The organism is Actinomadura geliboluensis (genome assembly GCF_043197915.1).
Lineage (GTDB): Bacteria > Actinomycetota > Actinomycetes > Streptosporangiales > Streptosporangiaceae > Spirillospora > Spirillospora geliboluensis.
Genome location: NZ_JBICUA010000008.1, coordinates 162,155 through 178,552 on the forward strand (window position 1 = coordinate 162,155; position 16,398 = coordinate 178,552).

20 protein-coding genes are annotated in these 16,398 nt (G+C 69.2%); 9 read left to right on the forward strand and 11 right to left on the reverse strand.

Annotation, left to right across the window (positions count from 1 at the left end; all coding sequences use genetic code 11):
* Positions 1 to 4: 4 nt before the first annotated feature.
* Positions 5 to 529: a MarR family winged helix-turn-helix transcriptional regulator gene (locus ACGFI1_RS25570; RefSeq protein ID WP_392788528.1), complete on the reverse strand. Its 525-nt coding sequence runs from the start codon at positions 527 to 529 to the stop codon at positions 5 to 7.
* Positions 530 to 630: 101 nt separating this feature from the next.
* Here ACGFI1_RS25570 and ACGFI1_RS25575 point away from each other — a divergent pair, with 101 nt between their 5' ends.
* Positions 631 to 1,020: a VOC family protein gene (locus ACGFI1_RS25575; protein ID WP_387069424.1), complete on the forward strand. Its 390-nt coding sequence runs from the start codon at positions 631 to 633 to the stop codon at positions 1,018 to 1,020.
* Positions 1,017 to 2,231 (forward strand): MFS transporter, encoded by a 1,215-nt coding sequence (locus ACGFI1_RS25580; protein WP_392788531.1) that lies wholly within the window; start codon positions 1,017 to 1,019, stop codon positions 2,229 to 2,231. Before ACGFI1_RS25575 ends, ACGFI1_RS25580 begins: the two co-directional genes overlap by 4 nt.
* 434 nt (positions 2,232 to 2,665) lie before the next feature.
* Here ACGFI1_RS25580 and ACGFI1_RS25585 read toward each other — a convergent pair whose 3' ends face one another.
* On the reverse strand, positions 2,666 to 2,905 hold the full coding sequence (locus ACGFI1_RS25585; protein WP_364547178.1) for a hypothetical protein: 240 nt from the start codon (positions 2,903 to 2,905) through the stop codon (positions 2,666 to 2,668).
* Positions 2,906 to 3,054: 149 nt separating this feature from the next.
* Here ACGFI1_RS25585 and ACGFI1_RS25590 point away from each other — a divergent pair, with 149 nt between their 5' ends.
* The 3 genes from ACGFI1_RS25590 (at position 3,055) to ACGFI1_RS25600 (ending at position 4,554) form a co-directional block, all read left to right on the forward strand.
* Positions 3,055 to 3,879, forward strand: a complete 825-nt coding sequence (locus tag ACGFI1_RS25590) for a helix-turn-helix domain-containing protein (protein ID WP_386872410.1) — start codon at positions 3,055 to 3,057, stop codon at positions 3,877 to 3,879.
* Entirely contained in the window at positions 3,876 to 4,088 is a 213-nt protein-coding gene (locus ACGFI1_RS25595) for a DUF397 domain-containing protein (protein WP_392788534.1), read from the forward strand. Before ACGFI1_RS25590 ends, ACGFI1_RS25595 begins: the two co-directional genes overlap by 4 nt.
* Positions 4,089 to 4,260: 172 nt before the next feature.
* Positions 4,261 to 4,554 carry a DUF397 domain-containing protein gene (locus ACGFI1_RS25600; protein WP_392788536.1) on the forward strand — a complete coding sequence of 98 codons (294 nt, stop codon included), beginning with the start codon at positions 4,261 to 4,263 and terminating at the stop codon, positions 4,552 to 4,554.
* 108 nt (positions 4,555 to 4,662) lie between these two features.
* On the opposite strand, the gene ACGFI1_RS25605 is transcribed toward ACGFI1_RS25600, so the two are convergent.
* From ACGFI1_RS25605 to ACGFI1_RS25625, 5 genes are all read right to left on the reverse strand, one after another.
* Positions 4,663 to 5,883, reverse strand: coding sequence for a serine hydrolase domain-containing protein (locus ACGFI1_RS25605; protein WP_392788538.1), 1,221 nt, complete (start codon positions 5,881 to 5,883; stop codon positions 4,663 to 4,665).
* A 212-nt stretch (positions 5,884 to 6,095) separates the two neighbouring features.
* Complete coding sequence (locus tag ACGFI1_RS25610; protein WP_392788541.1) at positions 6,096 to 6,986, reverse strand: hypothetical protein; 891 nt, start codon at positions 6,984 to 6,986, stop codon at positions 6,096 to 6,098.
* A 342-nt stretch (positions 6,987 to 7,328) separates the two neighbouring features.
* Complete coding sequence (locus ACGFI1_RS25615; RefSeq protein ID WP_392788543.1) at positions 7,329 to 7,703, reverse strand: hypothetical protein; 375 nt, start codon at positions 7,701 to 7,703, stop codon at positions 7,329 to 7,331.
* Between the two features lie 133 nt (positions 7,704 to 7,836).
* Complete coding sequence (locus ACGFI1_RS25620) at positions 7,837 to 8,883, reverse strand: hypothetical protein (protein WP_392744111.1); 1,047 nt, start codon at positions 8,881 to 8,883, stop codon at positions 7,837 to 7,839.
* 63 nt (positions 8,884 to 8,946) lie between these two features.
* Positions 8,947 to 9,675, reverse strand: coding sequence for a hypothetical protein (locus ACGFI1_RS25625; RefSeq protein ID WP_392788546.1), 729 nt, complete (start codon positions 9,673 to 9,675; stop codon positions 8,947 to 8,949).
* Positions 9,676 to 9,843: 168 nt separating this feature from the next.
* Here ACGFI1_RS25625 and ACGFI1_RS25630 point away from each other — a divergent pair, with 168 nt between their 5' ends.
* Positions 9,844 to 11,019, forward strand: a complete 1,176-nt coding sequence (locus tag ACGFI1_RS25630) for a sensor histidine kinase (RefSeq protein ID WP_392788550.1) — start codon at positions 9,844 to 9,846, stop codon at positions 11,017 to 11,019.
* The gene (locus ACGFI1_RS25635; protein WP_392788553.1) at positions 11,016 to 11,684 is read left to right on the forward strand and encodes a response regulator; all 669 of its coding nucleotides are present in this window, start codon (positions 11,016 to 11,018) and stop codon (positions 11,682 to 11,684) included. The genes ACGFI1_RS25630 and ACGFI1_RS25635 overlap by 4 nt, the downstream gene beginning before the upstream one ends.
* Positions 11,685 to 11,758: 74 nt before the next feature.
* On the opposite strand, the gene ACGFI1_RS25640 is transcribed toward ACGFI1_RS25635, so the two are convergent.
* Positions 11,759 to 12,406, reverse strand: a complete 648-nt coding sequence (locus ACGFI1_RS25640; protein ID WP_392788556.1) for a class F sortase — start codon at positions 12,404 to 12,406, stop codon at positions 11,759 to 11,761.
* Positions 12,407 to 12,408: 2 nt separating this feature from the next.
* The gene (locus tag ACGFI1_RS25645; RefSeq protein WP_392788558.1) at positions 12,409 to 13,107 is read right to left on the reverse strand and encodes a hypothetical protein; all 699 of its coding nucleotides are present in this window, start codon (positions 13,105 to 13,107) and stop codon (positions 12,409 to 12,411) included.
* A gap of 627 nt (positions 13,108 to 13,734) precedes the next feature.
* Here ACGFI1_RS25645 and ACGFI1_RS25650 point away from each other — a divergent pair.
* On the forward strand, positions 13,735 to 14,631 hold the full coding sequence (locus ACGFI1_RS25650; RefSeq protein WP_392788560.1) for a carbohydrate-binding protein: 897 nt from the start codon (positions 13,735 to 13,737) through the stop codon (positions 14,629 to 14,631).
* 7 nt (positions 14,632 to 14,638) lie between these two features.
* Here the strand turns inward: ACGFI1_RS25650 and ACGFI1_RS25655 are convergent, their stop codons facing one another.
* The gene (locus ACGFI1_RS25655; protein ID WP_364547209.1) at positions 14,639 to 15,091 is read right to left on the reverse strand and encodes an Lrp/AsnC family transcriptional regulator; all 453 of its coding nucleotides are present in this window, start codon (positions 15,089 to 15,091) and stop codon (positions 14,639 to 14,641) included.
* A gap of 105 nt (positions 15,092 to 15,196) precedes the next feature.
* Between ACGFI1_RS25655 and ACGFI1_RS25660 the strand changes: the two genes are divergently transcribed.
* Positions 15,197 to 15,808, forward strand: a complete 612-nt coding sequence (locus ACGFI1_RS25660; protein WP_301174469.1) for a LysE family translocator — start codon at positions 15,197 to 15,199, stop codon at positions 15,806 to 15,808.
* On the opposite strand, the gene ACGFI1_RS25665 is transcribed toward ACGFI1_RS25660, so the two are convergent.
* Positions 15,788 to 16,393: a TetR/AcrR family transcriptional regulator gene (locus ACGFI1_RS25665; RefSeq protein WP_392788563.1), complete on the reverse strand. Its 606-nt coding sequence runs from the start codon at positions 16,391 to 16,393 to the stop codon at positions 15,788 to 15,790. The two genes, ACGFI1_RS25660 and ACGFI1_RS25665, sit on opposite strands and share 21 nt — an antisense overlap.
* Between the last annotated feature and the right edge of the window lie 5 nt (positions 16,394 to 16,398).

Here is a 16,398-nt window from a genome sequence, read left to right on the forward strand (position 1 = left end):
TTTTTCATCTCTCGTCCGCCAGCGCGGTGTCGTCGGCTCCGTCGCCGAGGCCGAGCAGCAGGGTGCGCAGCAGCCCGGCGAGGGCCTCCTGCTCGTGCGGACCGAGCGCGGCGAGGATGCGCCGCTCGTTCTCCAGGTGGGCGGAGACGGCCCGATCGATCAGGTCGCGCCCTTCGGGAGTGAGCGCGACGACGACCGTGCGCCGGTTCGCGGGGTCGACGTCGCGCGTGACGTAGCCCTTCGCCACGAGCCGGTCGAGCCGGTTGGTGACGGCTCCGGACGTCACCATCGAGGAGCGCGCCAGCGCGCCCGCGGTCATGCCGCCGGGCGCGCCCGCGCGCCGCAGCGTGGCGAGGACGTCGAACTCGCCGCGCTCCAGCCCGAACTCGGCGAACAGCGCCTTGAGTTCGCGTTCGGCGATCCGCGTCACCCGGGACAGGCGGCCGAGCACGCCCATCGGGGACGCGTCCAGGTCCGGGCGGGCGCGGGCCCACTGCTCCAGGACGAGGTCGAGGGCGTCGCGCGTCACCTGAACTCCTCAACGTTGAAGTGTTTGACGCAAAGCTATCACCTCGCCTACAGTCCTTAGCGTTGAAGATTTCAACGTTAAAAGGTCACTTGGAGGAGGCCATGGTGCGCGTCACGGCCCTCGACCACCTGGTGCTCAACGTGCGGGACGTCGAGCGGGCGCTGGAGTTCTACACGGGCCCGCTCGGGCTCCAGCCGGAGCGCGTCGACGAATGGCGGGCCGGGCAGGCGGGCTTCCCGACCGTCCGGATCAACGAGTCCACGATCATCGACCTGCTGGACGCCCCGCGCGACGGGACGAACGTCCACCACTTCTGCCTCGCCGTCGAACCCCTGGACTGGCAGGAGCTGATCGACTCCGGCGAGTTCACCGTCATCAAGGGCCCGGTCGACCGGTTCGGCGCCCGCGGCATGGCGCGCTCGGTCTACGTCGAGGACCCCGACGGCAACGTCATCGAGCTGCGCTGGTACCCCGAGGACGCGGAGGGATGAGCACCATGACCGAGCACAGCCCCGCACGGGCCTGGCTGGGCGTCGCCGCCATCACGGCGAGCCTCTTCGTCTTCCTCACCACGGAGCTGATGCCCGTCGGCCTGCTCACCCCGCTGAGCGAGAGCCTGGACATCTCCGTCGGCATCGCCGGTCTGATGGTGACCCTCTACGGCGTCTCCGCCGGCCTCGCCGTGACGTTCATCGTGGCGTGGACGCGGCGCGTCAACCGGCGCGTCCTCCTGTCCACCCTGCTGGTGGTGCTTGCCCTGGGCAACCTGATCACGGCCGTCGCGCCGAACTACCCGGCGGTGCTGGCGACACGGCTCATCATGGGCTTCGCGAGCGGCGTGTTCTGGGCGATCGGCGTGAGCATGGCGATGCGGCTCGTCCCGGAACGCCACGCGAGCCGGGCCGCCGCCGTCGTGATGTCCGGCATCTCGATCGCCACCGTCGTCGGCGTCCCCCTCGGGACGATCCTGGAAGACCTCACCAGTTGGCGGACCACGTTCCTCATCTGGGCGGGCCTCAGCCTGCTCGTCCTCCTCGCCGTGGCCGCCGTCCTGCCGTCCCTGCCGTCGGCGAACGCGGTGTCGGTCCGGGAGGTCTTCGGCCTGCCGCGCCACAACGCCCGGCTGCGGCTCGTCCTCACCGCCGTCGTCCTGTTCGTCCTCGGCCACTTCGGCGCCTACACGTTCGTGCGCCCGTTCCTGGAGGACACCGCGTCCGCCTCGGCCGTCTTCATCACCGTCGTCCTGATGCTCTTCGGCCTCGGCGGAGCGGTCGGCAACTTCATCGCCGGCTACACGGTGAACAAGAGCCTGCGGGGCAGCTTCATCGTCGGCTCCGTGGGCCTGGTGACGTCCCTTCTCCTCCTGCTGGCGATCGGCGGAGGTAGGACGGGCGCCGTCATCGCGCTGATCCTCTGGGGCGTCTCGTTCGGCGTCGTACAGCTCTCCCAGGTCAACATGACCCTGGCCGCCGCACCGGAGACCTTCGAGGCCGCGATGTCGCTCAACACGATGGCCTACAACACGTCCATCGCCCTGGGCGCCCTCTTCGGCGGCCTCTTCGCCGACCACCTCGGCGTCACGAACATCGCCTGGTTCGGCGTGATCCTGACGGCCGCCGCCCTACTCCTCGTCGCCACCACAGGAGGCCGCACGACCCGCCCGTCCCCAACGCAACCCGCCCCCGAACTGGTCAAGGACTGACCGATGACCCCCTGACCGCCGGGCCCGTCCCGGCGGTCAGGGCTTTCTGCCGCCAAGCGCCTGGACGACCCACGGAACGAGCGACGCGGCAACCCTCGCACACGTCCCGTCCAGGTCGGAGCAGGCGCCCAGGCGGCCAACAGTGCTCGACACGAACCACCACCCGCTGCCGTCCCGGACGGCGGTAACACTCTCCCCGACGCAGGGAACGCGCGGATCGAACACCCGCAGCAGCGGCGGCGACTCGTCGTAGCGCGGCTGGGCCGTCCACCCGCCCCGCCGTAACCGGCGGGCGAGCCGGTTGAGATGCCGGCGCGCCCGCCAGGCGTCCGGGAGGGACGGCGCGACCGGTGGGCCCGGGGGGAGCCCGCCCGGCCGCGCCGCCTCCCTCCCCGGGGCCGTCCGGGGGCGGACGGCCCGCTCCGGCGCCGAGCTCACCGGAGGTCTCGGAGGGAGCCGCGCGCCCGCGCGGCCTCCCGCATCAGCTCGGCCCGCAGCTCCACCGGGTCGGGCCGCATGACGGTCGCGTCCACCCCGGCCGCGGGGTCGATGAGCGTGGCGACGTACTCGCCGAGCCGCCCGTCCCACCGGCGCGACCGCCAGATGTGGTGCCCGGGGAAGTCCTCGCGCAGCCGATCGAGTGCGGGGTTATCGAACGCAATTGTGTCTTCCATGGAAGGTCCCGTAGTCGTTTTCGCCGCCAGTGAATGTGTTATAAGAATCACAGCGCGCATGACTTCTGACCAGGAAGAAGTCAAGAGCGGCGTACAACCCCCCGGAAGATCGAAGAAACCCGGACATGGGTTTCGGCAAGGAGCCCCCCATGGGAACAAGGAGCGAACCATATGAAGCTCCGGCAATTCAGACATTCGCCACGGAATTGGTGGCGTGGCGAATGGACGCGGACCTCACCCAGACCGCCCTCGCCGAGGCTCTCGGCTACACGCCCCAGTGGATCAGCCAGATCGAGTCCGCCAAGAGCATCCCGTCCAAGGAGTTCGCGGAGAACCTCGATACGTTCTTCAAGACCAACGGCCTGTTCCACCGGCTGTGGAAGCGCATCATCGACACCCGCCACCAGGCCATCCTCCCGCCCGGCTTCACCGAGTACGCCGAACGCGAGGCCGAGGCCACCCAGTTCCGCGTCTACCAACTGGCCATGATCCCCGGCCTGCTTCAGACCGAGAACTACATCCGTGCCGTCGTCTGCCACCGGCAAGACCCGGACACGGCCGAGCGGCTGATCGCCGAACGTCTCAAGCGGCAGGAGGTCTTCGCCCGCGAGGACCCGCCTTACATGTGGTTCACGCTCGACGAAGCGGTACTACGCCGTGAGATCGGCCCTCCGGAGGTCATGCGCGAACAACTGGAGCACGTCCTCTCCCTGGAGGAACGTCCCAACATCTCAGTCGACGTCGTTCCAATGAGCACTGGGTACTATCCGGGACTCGCTGGCAGCTTCACGCTCCTGAGCTTCGCCGCCGCGCCCGATGTCGTCTACGGCGAAATCGCTGGGCACGGGATGCTCATAACAGAGCCGCGAACCGTCACCACCTTCGGAGTAACGTATAACTCACTGCGAGGTGACGCGCTTCGCGTCGAGGAATCGCGGACTCTGATCAAGAGCGTCTTGGAGGAGTACGGATGATCCCCACACCGAATCTGTCGGCCGTGAAGTGGCGCAAGGCGAGCCGAAGTGATCACCATGGCGGTGACTGCGTCGAGGTCGCGGGCGTCTCGCAGGTGGTCGCAGTCCGCGACTCCAAGGACCCAGATGGCCCGAAGCTCGCCTTCACATCCAGCGAATGGCGTGCGTTCGCCAGCCGCATCACGTCCGGCGCCCACGACCTGCCCTGACCCCCTGACCGACGAGCCCCTGCCCCTTCCGGGTGGGGGCTCGCGCACACGCCTCCATCACGAAGTCGCGAGTTGTCGCTGAACTCGAAGTGACGTCCGGCTCACTGCCGGGCGAGGCGCTTCGTATCCAGAAATCGTGGATGCTGCTCAAGAGCGTCCTGGAGGTGTACGGATGATCCCCTCACCGGATCTGTCGAACGTGAAGTGGCGCAAGGCAAGCCGCAGCGGTCACGAGGGCGGCGACTGCGTCGAGGTCGGCGCCCTCCCGTCCGTCTCAGCTGAGGTCTGGCGCAAGGCAAGCCGTAGCGGTCACGAGGGCGGCAACTGCGTCGAGGTCGCGGGTGTCGCGCGGGTGGTCGCGGTTCGGGATTCCAAGGATCCGGACGGCCCGAAGCTGGCCTTCACGTCCGCCGAGTGGCGCGCATTCGCCCGCCGCGTCACGGCCGGCGCCCACGACCTCCCCTGACCGCCGACAAGGGTGTTCGGTGTTCGGTCATGACCGAACACCGAACATCGGGCGCGCCGGGGTCAGCCCAGCGAGGAGACGAAGGCGCGGATCACCCGTGGCCGCGCGTCAGCCGCCGCCGTCGCCGGGTGCGGCCCCGGTGATGGCCTGCGTCTGCCGCCCGGTGATCTCCTGCAGCGGTATGTCGTCGTAGTTGCCGAGGATGACGCCGACCCACCCGCTATCCGGGTAGATGCTGTAGTAGGTGGAACTGCCGGGGTGGGGACCGCCGCGCCCGAGTTCCCACTGGCCTTCGACGATGTGGGCCGTCGGCCCGTAGGTGGCGAACCCCGGTGAGCCTCGGAAGTTGGGGGCCTTGACCGAGGTGTACACGTCGGCCCAGGGCGGGTCGAGCACGGTGCCGTCGTACAGCGCTTCCGCGAACCGGACCATGTCCGGTGCGGTGACGAACCCGCCGTCCGGGACGAAGTTGCGGGCATTGTTCATGCCCGCCATACCCGGGTGAGGGCTGCCCTTGTCCAGGTTGCGGACGGCGTCCACCCGGCTGCCGTCGGCCTGTCTCATGTACGAGCGCGCGATGTGCTCGTCGGCCAGCCACTGCGGTCTGGTGTAGTACCCCGAGCCGGTCATGCCGCAGCGCTCGAAGATGTGCTTCTGCACGTAGTCCCAGAACGTCATGCCGGACACCGCCTCGACGATCTGCACGACGACTTCCGAACCCCAGCCGGGTTTCTCCGAACCCGCACCGGGGGCCGCGACCAGCGTGGCCTGCCGGGCGTACTGCTGGTCGTACTCCCGCTGCTCTTCCTCGCTGTGGAAGATGCCCTGGTAGTCACGCTCCGGAAAGGACAACCCCGAGGTACCCACGAGCAGGTGATGGACGCGCACCTGCTCAGCGATCTCCTTGGCGAAACCGGTCAGGTAGGTGCCCACCGTGTCCCACAGCTTCACCTTGCCCCGCTGGGCCAACTGCACGATGGACAGGCTGACGAACGGCCCGCCGTACTGGTTGAACGCGACACCTTCGTGGTTGCGGATCCCTTTCTCCTCGTCGGCCATGCCGTAGCTGCGCGACAGCACCGTCCGGCCCCGGTGCGACAGCAGCACCACGCCGGAGAACCTGTCCTCGGCGGCCAGCTTCGCGATGTACCGGTCGTAGGCGCCGCCGGGACGGGTGTCCGGCGGGATCGGGCCGAGCTGCGCACCTCTGCCGGTTCGTGCCGTGGCCGTCCCGCCCAGTAGCGGTGTGACTGCGCCGGCGACGGCCGCCACTGCGGCGCCCCGCAACATCGAACGCCGTTCCCATGCCCCGCCACTCGCACCGGCCATGTCCGTTTCCTTCTCCCAGTCTCGCGATGGACTGCGAAGCCGGGTCACCGGGCCTTCACCCGCGCCCCTGCTCCGCGCCTCCATCGAAAACCGGAGACTGTTGCGGTGGCGTATGCGATTTTCAATACGCCCGCGATACACCCGACCGCCGGCACCCCGTCCCATGCGTCGGGGTCAGCCCAGGGACGAGACGAAGGCGAGAGTGATGACCGTCAGCCCGCCGTCCTGTAGACGAACCCCTCAAGCGAGGTCACTGTCTCGGCGCGGTTGTAGCGGTGCCGCATGCAGTACCGCGTGGGGTACCAGCCCGAACGCTCATACGCCTGCGGCAGCTTGAGCGGAACGCAGCGGTCATCAATGGTGCCGTTGCGCAGCCCGTTGTACTGCGCGAGGTTCACCATCGGCTCGTAGAAGGTGACCTTCCCGTTCCAGATGCCGTAGATGAAGGAGGACGTGAATTTCCCCCCATGGAATTCGGGGGCGGTTGTGTCGACCAGATGGTTGCCCATTCCGGGCTCGACGGCGTCGGTGTCCTCGTAGTCGGGATGCCGGTATTTCGCGGCCGGGAGAATCTTGCCCTTGGGGTAGTCATCGCAGTTGGTGAGCTGCGGGCACGGTCCGGGGCGGATCGCCAGCCGCTCCGCTTCGGGATTCATGTAGAAGTGGACGTCGAAATGCGGTACGTCCCAAATGTGGGGAGGCATGTGCCCCATCGGATTCCAGTTGGCCAGGACGTAGGTGAACGGCGAGTCGACCCTCTTCGTGAACTTCGGGCTCAATCGGAGGGATCTCTCATGCCCGCCCGTGCATTCACGGTGCTGGTCGACGGTGCCGTCGCCGTTCTTGTCGTAGCACCAGATCCCGCTGGTGGGCGGCTCGTACGGAAGACCGTCGTAGGTGCCGTCCTTGGCGAGGAGCCCGATGACCAGCGGCGTCTTCCCCCTCGTCTGCGAGAACGCGGTGAGCCTCCCGTTCCCGAGGGGTGCGCTCTGCCCGTACTGGGCGCACGGCCCGGGATAGGAGAGGGAGCGGGCGAGCAGCTTGCCGACAGCCCGCTTCGCGACCTGCACGGTCTTCTCTGTATGCGGGGCGCTCTTCGGCACCGCGCAGACCGTGACAGCCGAGTCGGCGGCCCCCATGGCGGGTTCCGCGCCGAATGCGACCGGAAATCCCGCGAGCAACAGAAGCCCGGCCGCACTCCGCACGAATATCCGCCGACTCCAGAAAGACATGCCCGCCCCCGGTGATCGCCATGGAAAATCGTCAGCCGAAGCTAAGGCTGAATAGGGCTGAACATCCTGTCAAGTGCACTGGAGGGGACAAGCCCCTGTCAACGAAAGATCTTTACCCGAGCCGGGCACAGGCTGGGCGGCTTCACCTGCCGTCGCTGTAGCGTGCGCGAGCCGGTCGAGGCCGCTGCTCGTTCGGCGAGCCCTGCCGAACTGTCATTGTTCGAGCTCGCCGAGGAGTAGATCCGCCACTAGACCGACCGTGTCCATGTCGATCTCATCGCCGGGCGAGACCGCATTGATCCGTTGGACGGTGTTGACTCGCTGGTCTACGAACCATTTTCGAGCATGGAGTGCGGCGTCCTGCCGGATCCGGGCGCCCGCCTCGCGGAGTTGCGTTCGGGCCGGCGGGCCGGTGACGGAGTCCAGCGTCAACCGAACGATGTCCAGCAGATCGGTTCCCTCCTTGGCCGCCGGCCGGTTCATGATCGCTTGCAGTTTCATGGCGATCAACGAACCCGGTGATGCGACTCGGACACGCTGGATCGTGGGCTCAGGAGAGGCATCGGCGTTGAACACCTCGATGGACATCGGGGTCGCCGTATCGACGGCCCAGGCGTGAGCCATGACCGGTCGGTCCGTCCGTGATTCGATCTCGGGAATCGCGAGTACCAGTGCCTCCATGACATGCCCGAACAGCCTGGCCGTCGGGGCACCTGTCTCCTCACCAAACACGTTGCCACGGCTCCGGCGGACTCCAGCCCTCTAGGATCTCGCTGCCGCGGCCCGGATCGGCGGCGAGATCCAGGGCGACGAAGAGTGGATGGGCCAGCGGCCAGCGTGCGTCCCCGAGGTGGGCCTGCGCTGCGTCGATGCGGTGGTCGCAGGCCATCATGACGGGAGCCACTCGTATCCGGCACTTCCGGTCGGAGGGGTCCTCGGCGCTGCCGAGGAGGCGGATCGCCCGGCTGAACACAGCCTCGGTCGGTACGTAGAAATCCGGTGGGTAGCCGGTGCGAACGCCGACGGGTGCGCCGTACAGTGCGGCGGCCATCGTGTCCGTCATGGCCCAGCCCAGTGTTGATTCGGGATCTCGCAGCCCTAGTCTCAGGGCCTTGTCGACCGACCCGGAGTCGGTCATGGGCAGGGCGGCGAGGGAGGCCGTCGCAGTGCTCCAGGAGTCGGCCAGGCGCCAGAACAGGCTTCGCGGCTCTGGGGGGTCGGAGCCGGTCAGGATTCCCTCGTCTCGAAGGCCGTTCAGCACCTCTGAAACGGTACTGGCGGATCGCTTCAACGTTCGGGCGATCCCTCGCACGCTAGGCCGTTCACCGGGGTGCAGCAACAGTAGTGCGGCTACTTCGAGCCCGACCGAGCCGGCGAGGGCGTTGGAGCGCCTTGGGCGAGAAATAAAGGGCTGAACTTCAGCGTCAATAAAGATTCCTGGACCTTCTAGATGCAAGTGGCCGCGAAGGTCCAACCAACCCCATCCATGGTGACGCAGCAGCGCCCGCGACGCGTCGAATATTCGCTCACCCACCAGGACGGGGATCGCATCCGGCGCCTCGTTGCGTCTCTCCCGGGCCCTCACGAGACGGTTGACGATGGCAGGCGTCACCGTGCCTGCTTGCTTGATCTCTATTCTGGCGGGCGCTCCCCCGAAGGTGATCGACAGGTCGTATCCGGAGTTCGGGCCGACCCGCTCATCGACCACGTCCGCACCGATGCCGGTCACCGCGGCCACGAAGTCATCGATCCGCTCCGCGCCTGTCATGTGGCCTAGTGTAGCCAAGTGTTCGGTGTTCGGTCATGACCGAACACCGAACACGGTGCCGGTTCATCCCAGTGAGGAGATGAAGGCGAGGGTGATGACTGCCAGGGCACCGATGCCGAACTGGGCTGCGGCTCGGCGGGTGGGGCGGGGGCCGGTGGAGAGGATCGTGAGTCCGAGGGGGACGAGCGCTATGCACAGCCCCGCCGTGCCGACGATCGACAGCGGTGTCGTGCCCTTCAGGACACCGAGCGGCAGGAGCGCCATGAGCGCCAGCGCCAGGGAGCGCACCGGGCCGAAGGCGCCGGAGCGCCAGGCTCCGACCGCCAGCACGACCCAGCCGAGCATGATCGCGAACGAGGCGTACTGGAAGATGTGGAAGGACTGGTAGGAGTCGCCCACGGTCGTCGTGGCCGACCGTACTCCTCCGGCGTCGACGAGCCGGAAGGCCATATGGTCGACTCCGGCGTGGAACGTGCGGGCGAACAGCCCTAGCAGGGTGAGGCCAGCGCCGAGACCCGCCAGGGTCGGACGGGCGGTACCGATGCGAGCGGCCAGGGCGCTGATGGCAGGCCATAGGGCCACGGTCCCGGCCGCAAAGCAGCTGTAGGACGCCGTCATCAGCGTCGGGTGCTGTTCGTAGGCGGCCAGCTGGTCGGGGAAGAAGAAGTGGAACCGCGCCCGCAGCACCACGCCGGCCAGCAGCAGGACGGGCCCGAGCAACAGCGAGGTGCCGGCGAGCCACCGTCCCGGAAATGCGAAGACGATCTGTGCCGAAGGCTGCGGAGAAGTCATGCCCACAGGCTGTCTGCGCGGACCTCCCCGGCGGATCGGCCCCAGACCGGCATTCCCGGTTCAGCCTCGCGTGGACACCGCCCGACGTCATGCCCGCCCGCGTTCGCCCCAGGGATGATCCACTCTGGTCTGATGCGGCCGGTGACCTCGGTGGATAATCTGCGCCCCGTGGACGAAGCCGACTTCGAGGCCGATCAGGCACGCCTGCTGCGCCGGGGGCGCCTGCGCGTCCTCGACGTGCTCCTGGCGGTCGTGCTCGTCGCGATGATCGTGTTCGTCGCCGGGAACATGCTCAAGGACCGGCCGGACTTCACGCTGCCCTTCCTGGCGTCCTGCCTGGTGGCGGTCGTGCTGGGAGTGCTGGTCGCCGTGCGGCGGCTCTGGCCCCGGCGCGTGCTCACGGCCACCGTGGCGCTCTCATGCGTCGCGACCGTGACCGGCGTGCTGTGGGATCCGTTCGCGGCGCCCGCGCTCGTGCTGTGCACCGTCGCGTCCGTCGAGCATCCGAGGCGGTCGGTCCGCGCCCTCGGCGGGTGCGCGGCCGCCGTGGCCGCCGCCGCGGTGGTCGCCGAGGTCGTCCACTCCCGGTACGGCCCGGCGGTCGCCATCGGCTGGACGGCGGCGGCCTGGCTGCTGCTCGCCTGCGGGTGGCTCGTCGGCCACCTGCTGCGGCGCCGCAGGTGGAACGCGGCGTGCCTGGCCGAGCAGCGGGCGCAGCGGATCCTGGCGGACGAGCGGCTGCGGATCGCCCGCGAACTGCACGACGTGGTCACGCACGGCATGGGGATGATCGCCGTCAAGGCGGGCGTCGCCAACCACATCGCCGAGACGCGTCCCGAGGAGGCCCGTCAGGCGCTCCAGGTGATCGAGACGACCAGCAGGGACGCCCTGGCCGAGATGCGGCGTCTGCTCGACATGCTCCGCCACGACGCGGCACCGGGCACCGACCTCACCCAGCCGGGCATCGACGGGCTCCAGGACCTGGCCCGGCACGTCCAGGCCGCCGGGGTCGAGGTCGAACTCGCGGTGTCCGGCGAGCACGCTCTTCCGGAAGCGCTCCAGCTCACCGTCTACCGGATCGTCCAGGAAGCGCTCACCAACGTCGTCAAGCACGCGGCCCCCACCCGCTGCCGGGCCACGGTGGACGTCACGGCACGCCAGGTGAGCATCCAGGTGGCCGACGACGGCACGGGCCGCCCGCCCCCGAAATCGGCCCCCGGCGGTCACGGGCTGGTCGGGGTGCGCGAACGCGTCGCGATGTACGGCGGATCCTTCAGCGCCGGACCCCGCGCCGAGGGCGGCTTCGCGGTCGCCGCCACCCTCCCGCACGGCGGCGACCGGTGACCGAACCGATCCGCGTCCTGGTGGCGGACGACCAGGCCCTGCTGCGCGGCAGCTTCCGCGCCCTCATCGAGACCACCCCCGACCTCACGGTGGTCGGCGAGGCCGCCACGGGGGCCGAGGCCGTCGAGCTCGTCCGCGCCCGGCGGCCCGACGTCGTCCTGATGGACGTGCGGATGCCCCACATGGACGGCATCGAGGCCACCCGCCGGATCCACCAGGACACCGACACCGCGGACGTCCGGGTGCTCATGCTGACCATGTTCGACCTGGACGCGCACGTCTTCTCGGCCCTGCGCGCCGGTGCCGCCGGCTTCCTCCTCAAGGACACCCCGCCGGCCGACCTCCTCAACGCCGTCCGCGTCGTCGCCGCGGGCGAGGCGCTCCTGGCGCCCACCGTGACCCGCCGCCTCATCGCCGAGTTCGCCCGCCTGCCCCAGCCCGAACGCCCGCTCCCGCGCACCCTCGACGGCGTCACCGACCGGGAGCGCGAAGTCCTCACCCTGGTCGCCCGTGGCCTGTCCAACACCGAGATCGCCGGGCACCTGCACCTGAGCCTGGCCACGGTGAAGACCTACATCGGCCGCCTGCTCACCAAACTCGGCGCCCGCGACCGCGCCCAACTGGTCATCATCGCCTACGAGTCCGGCCTCATCACCACCCACTGACCACCTGGTCGGTGGGTGGGGGATGCAGAACGCCCGCCGGTGCGTCCACTGGCGGGCGTTCTTTGTACTTCGGGTCAGGAGCTGATCAGCTTGGCGTAGACGATCAGGTTGTCCTTGTAGTGGCCGATCTTCTTGTCGAAGGCGCCGCCGCAGGTGACCAGCCGGAGCGACGCGTGGTCGAGCGCCTCACCGAACACCTTCTCGTGCGGGAAGGCGTCCTTGTCGACGCGCTGGGCCTGCTGGACGGCGAACGTCGCGGTGGAGCCGTCCTTGCGGGACACCGCGATCTTGTCGCCGGGCTTCAGGTCCTTCAGCCGGGCGAACACCGCCGGCTTCCCGTTGGCGTCGACATGGCCGAGGATCACCGACGGGCCGACCTCGCCCGGGGTGACGCCCTCGTCGTACCAGCCCGTGAGGTTCGGCTTGCTCAGCGGCGGCTCCTCGACGCGCCCGTCGGGCCGCAGCCCGATCGAGCCCACCGGGGCCGACACGCCGATCTTCGGGATGGAAATCTTCGTGGGCAGCGACTCGGTCAGCGGGTGGACGTTCGACGCGGGCGCGGTCGCGCCCGTCGACTGCGTCGCCGCGGGCTCCGGGGTGCCGGGCGACGCGGTGTCGCCGTCCCCGCCGCCGCAGCCGCCGAGCAGCAGTCCGATGAGCAGCGCACCGGTCACCGCGCCGGCGGCGCGGCGACCGATGGCCGAAGCAGGCAGTTCCGGCAACGTTACGACCGCTCCCCGGCCGTCCGGCGGCGCAGCGCGACGGCGCCGAGGCCGAGGGCCATCAGCGCGCCGAACCCCGCGGCCAGCAGGCCGGCCGGCGCGCCCTCGTTCTGCACGTAGGTGCTGCCGTCACCGGTGTCGATGCGGCCGGTCGGGATCTTCGGCGTCTTCGGCTTCATCTGGCCGGGCTTGCCGGGCTTGCCGGGCTTGGTCTCGCCCTTCTCCGGCTGGGTGCTGTACTTGACCGATCCGAAGTCCTTGCAGACGACCGTGGCGATGGTCGGGTTCGGCAGGTTCTTGCGGAACGTGCCGGTGGCGGTCCAGGTGTTCTCGCCGGTCTTCTTCACGGGCAGCGACTTCTGCGTGTAGCCGTTGCCGGTGATGATCACCGAGGTCGGGCAGGTCACGGTGAAGGTGGTCTTGTAGCCCGGCGCGACGCGCAGGCTCGACAGCTTCACCTTGTCGTAGCCGAACTTGAAGGTCGGCTTCGGGTTCTCGTTGCCCGGGTTCTCGCCGCCGGGGTTCTCGCCGCCGGGGTCACCCGGCTTCACGGGGGACGCGACCCACGTGAGCTTGCCGTCCTCGCCCTTGACGCAGGTCAGGCCCATGCCCTCCGCGTCCTTGGCGGTCTCGCCCGCCGTCGTGCACTCGTCGCCCACCTTCGGCGTGGTGTCCGGGGTGGCGAAGGCGGGGGCGGCCATTCCGAGCATCATGGAGCCCGCAGCGATTCCCACCGCAGCCAGCCGACTTGCGCGCATTGGTCTTCTCCTCTGTTGGGGGCTTCTCCGTGTCCCGGGCGAAGCGAGATTCGCACCGTGCAATGGCGGGGGATGTGCCGCGGGCCGGCGGCTGGCAATGCAGGGCACTCGCAGGACGGTGCCAGGGAGACGAAGGAGAATGTTGAGCCCGTAGCTTAGCGATGTCCGGCCGCTCCACCAGGGCATATGGACGGTCCACCCGCCCGATGGCCGGACATGGTCATCCGCGATGGCCGCGTAAACCACCGCTCGCGTCCGCGCGACTTCTTCCCACATCGGCCCGGCTGATCAGCGGAAATGACGCAGGGTGAAATGGTGAATGCGGGCGGACTGATGTGATCGTGATCACCGTGCCTGGTGTGATCTCTTCGGGGAGTGAACTTCGCCTCACCGTGCGGGGCGGTCGGATGACACGTTTTTTCAGCGCGTACTGGACGGGCGTTGAAAAACGACTCGTTGACAGTAGGGGAACGCGGGACGGATTCTTTGTGACGGCGTGATCCACCCCAATTCACGCCACGGTCAGCGCGCGCTTGCAGACTGCTCCCCGCCCCGACAAGGAGTTGTGTGATGCAGCGTCGCACCCTGCTCGCCTGCGCCGTCCTCGCCGCCTTCACCGCCGTTCCGGCCTCCGCCGGCGCCGCCGCCTCCACCCTGGAACCGCCCGTCGCACCGAGCCCGGACGCGCCGAAGCGCGGCGTGGTGGCGGGTGCGCGGACGTTCACGCCGTCCGCCCGCAACGCCGAGGCCGTCGAGAAGTTCCGCGGGCTGCACCGGTCCCGGCTCCGCCGCGAGCAGATCCATCATTTCTGGGGCGTCGAGCCCGCCGCCGGAACGCACGACGGGTTCATGGCATCCCAGAGCGTCGACACGAGCTACCGGGTGTCGAACAGCGCCGACTTCACCTATACGCCCACCATCAAGGCCGCGGGGTCGTGCATGGAGATCACGACGGTGTATTCGCAGGCCGTCGGGAACGAGATCTGGGCGTGGGACTGGTGCGGCGGCAACGGGCCCCGCAAGGAGATCGCGATGGACGCCGGCTTCCTCCAGACCTACACCCGGCCCGTGAACGGCCACCCGGCCTACAGCGTCCAGCTCGTCCGGACGAACGCGTCCACCAATGCCTGGTCGGCGTATCTCTACAACCACACGACCGGCAGCTGGAATCTCTTCTACAGCAAGGCCGGCAGCGACACGAGCAGTCTCGGCTACGGCTGGGACATCTTCGAAATATACGCGACCCGCGACCCGCGCACCGGGAACGCCTACTACTGCGCCGACGCGAGGAACGTCGTCTTCGAAAGCAGCGGCATTCAGCTCCGCCGGAATGGCGTGTGGCGCCCGGCCGCGCCGTCCGACTCGCCCTGGGAGCCGACCGCGACGCCCGATCCGGACGACTACCTGTGCCCGTCCCTGCAATTCGTGAAGGCCGGGGCGAACGACCACTGGATCGTCCGCCAGTAGGAGCCGCTCAGGTGGGCAGCGGCCGTTCGTCCACGACGTGCTTCATCACGAGCGTGGAGTTCAGCCGCTGCACGCCGGGCAGCGCGGACAGCACGTCGTCCTCCAGTTCCTGGTAGGCGGTCAGGTCGGCGGTGACGATGCGCAGCAGGTAGTCGGGGTCGCCGAACAGCCGCTGCGCCTGGACGACCTCCGGCACCCGCGCCACGGCCTCCTCGAAGCCGAGCAGCGTGTCCCTGTCCTCCTGCCGCATGGTGACGAACACGAGCGCCTGGAAGGTCAGGCCGAGGGCGGCGGCGTCGACGACCGCCCGGTAGCCGCGAATGGTGCCGCTGCGTTCCAGTTCCCGCAGCCGCCGGTGGCAGGGCGAGACGCTCAGCCCGATCCGCGCGGCCAGTTCCGTGATCGTGAGCCTCCCGTCTTCCTGGAGGACGGCAAGGATCTTCCGGTCGATCGCGTCCATGAAGAAGATCCTTCCATGATGGCCCAGCTTTCGGGGAAAAGTTGGGAACACCTTCTGGCCGATCGTGATTAGCCTTCCCGCATTGGCGGACATGGGGAGGAAATCATGGGGGCAGGCTCCGTACTCGCCTTCTGGACGATCGCCTTACTGCTCATCGCCGTGCCGGGCCCGGACTGGGCGTTCACCATCGGCGCCGGTCTGCGCGGCCGCTCCGTCCTCCCGGCGGTGGGCGGGCTGGTCGCCGGCTACGCCGCCATCACACTCGTCGTCGCGGCGGGCGTCGGTGCCCTGGTCGCGGGCTCTCCGGCCGCGCTGACCGCCCTGACGCTGGTCGGCGGCGCCTACCTCATCTGGCACGGCGCGACGACCCTCGCCCATCCCGCCACGGCCGGCGCCGACCCCGAGGCCGGTACCGGGCGGCGTGCCTTCCTGCGCGGCATGGGCGTCAGCGGGCTCAACCCCAAGGGCCTGCTCATCTTCCTGGCCCTCCTGCCCCAGTTCACCGATCCCGACGGCAGTTGGCCCATCGCCGTGCAGATCGGCGTTCTCGGCCTCACCTTCATGGCCACCTGCTGGGTCTGGTACCTCTGCCTGGGCACGCTCACCCGGAGCGTCCTGAAGGGGGCGCCTGGCAAGACGCGCCTGATCAGCCGCCTGTCCGGCGCCGCCATGATCGGGCTGGGCGCCTACCTCGTCCTAGACCGGGTCCTGGCCTGAGCCGCGTTCGACGCAGGAGTCCAGGTAGGGGCCCAGCTCGCGGGCGACGGTGTTCAGCGGGCGGACGCTCTGCTCGGCCCTCGCCATCAGGATCGCGCCCTCCAGCGCGCCGACCATGAGCGTCGCGAGACCGGCGGCCTTGCGGGACGGCACCCCCATCGCGGTCAGCTCCCGGGCGATGGGGCGGCGCCACTCGGCGAACGCGGCGGCGGTGGCGGCCCGCGCGGACGCGACCGAGTCCGCGCAGTCGACCGTCGCCGCCGCGACCGGGCAGCCGCCCATGGAGCCCTGCGCGCGGAACTCGTCCGTCCACTGGCGCACCATCGCCGCGAACAGCCCGCCGGGCGTCGGCCGGGGCATCGACGCCATGAACCGGTCGATGCGCGCGGCGGCGTACCGGCCCGCCCACTCGACGGCCTCGTTGACCAGCTGCTCCTTGCCGCCGGGGAAGTAGTGCTGCAGCGAGCCGCGCGGCGCGCCGGCGCGGGCGGCGACCTCGCGCATCCCGGTGGCGGCGACGCCGTCCCGGCGGATGAGCTGCGCGGCGCTGAAGACCATCCGCTCCCGGGGCCCTCGATCGTCCATTTCCG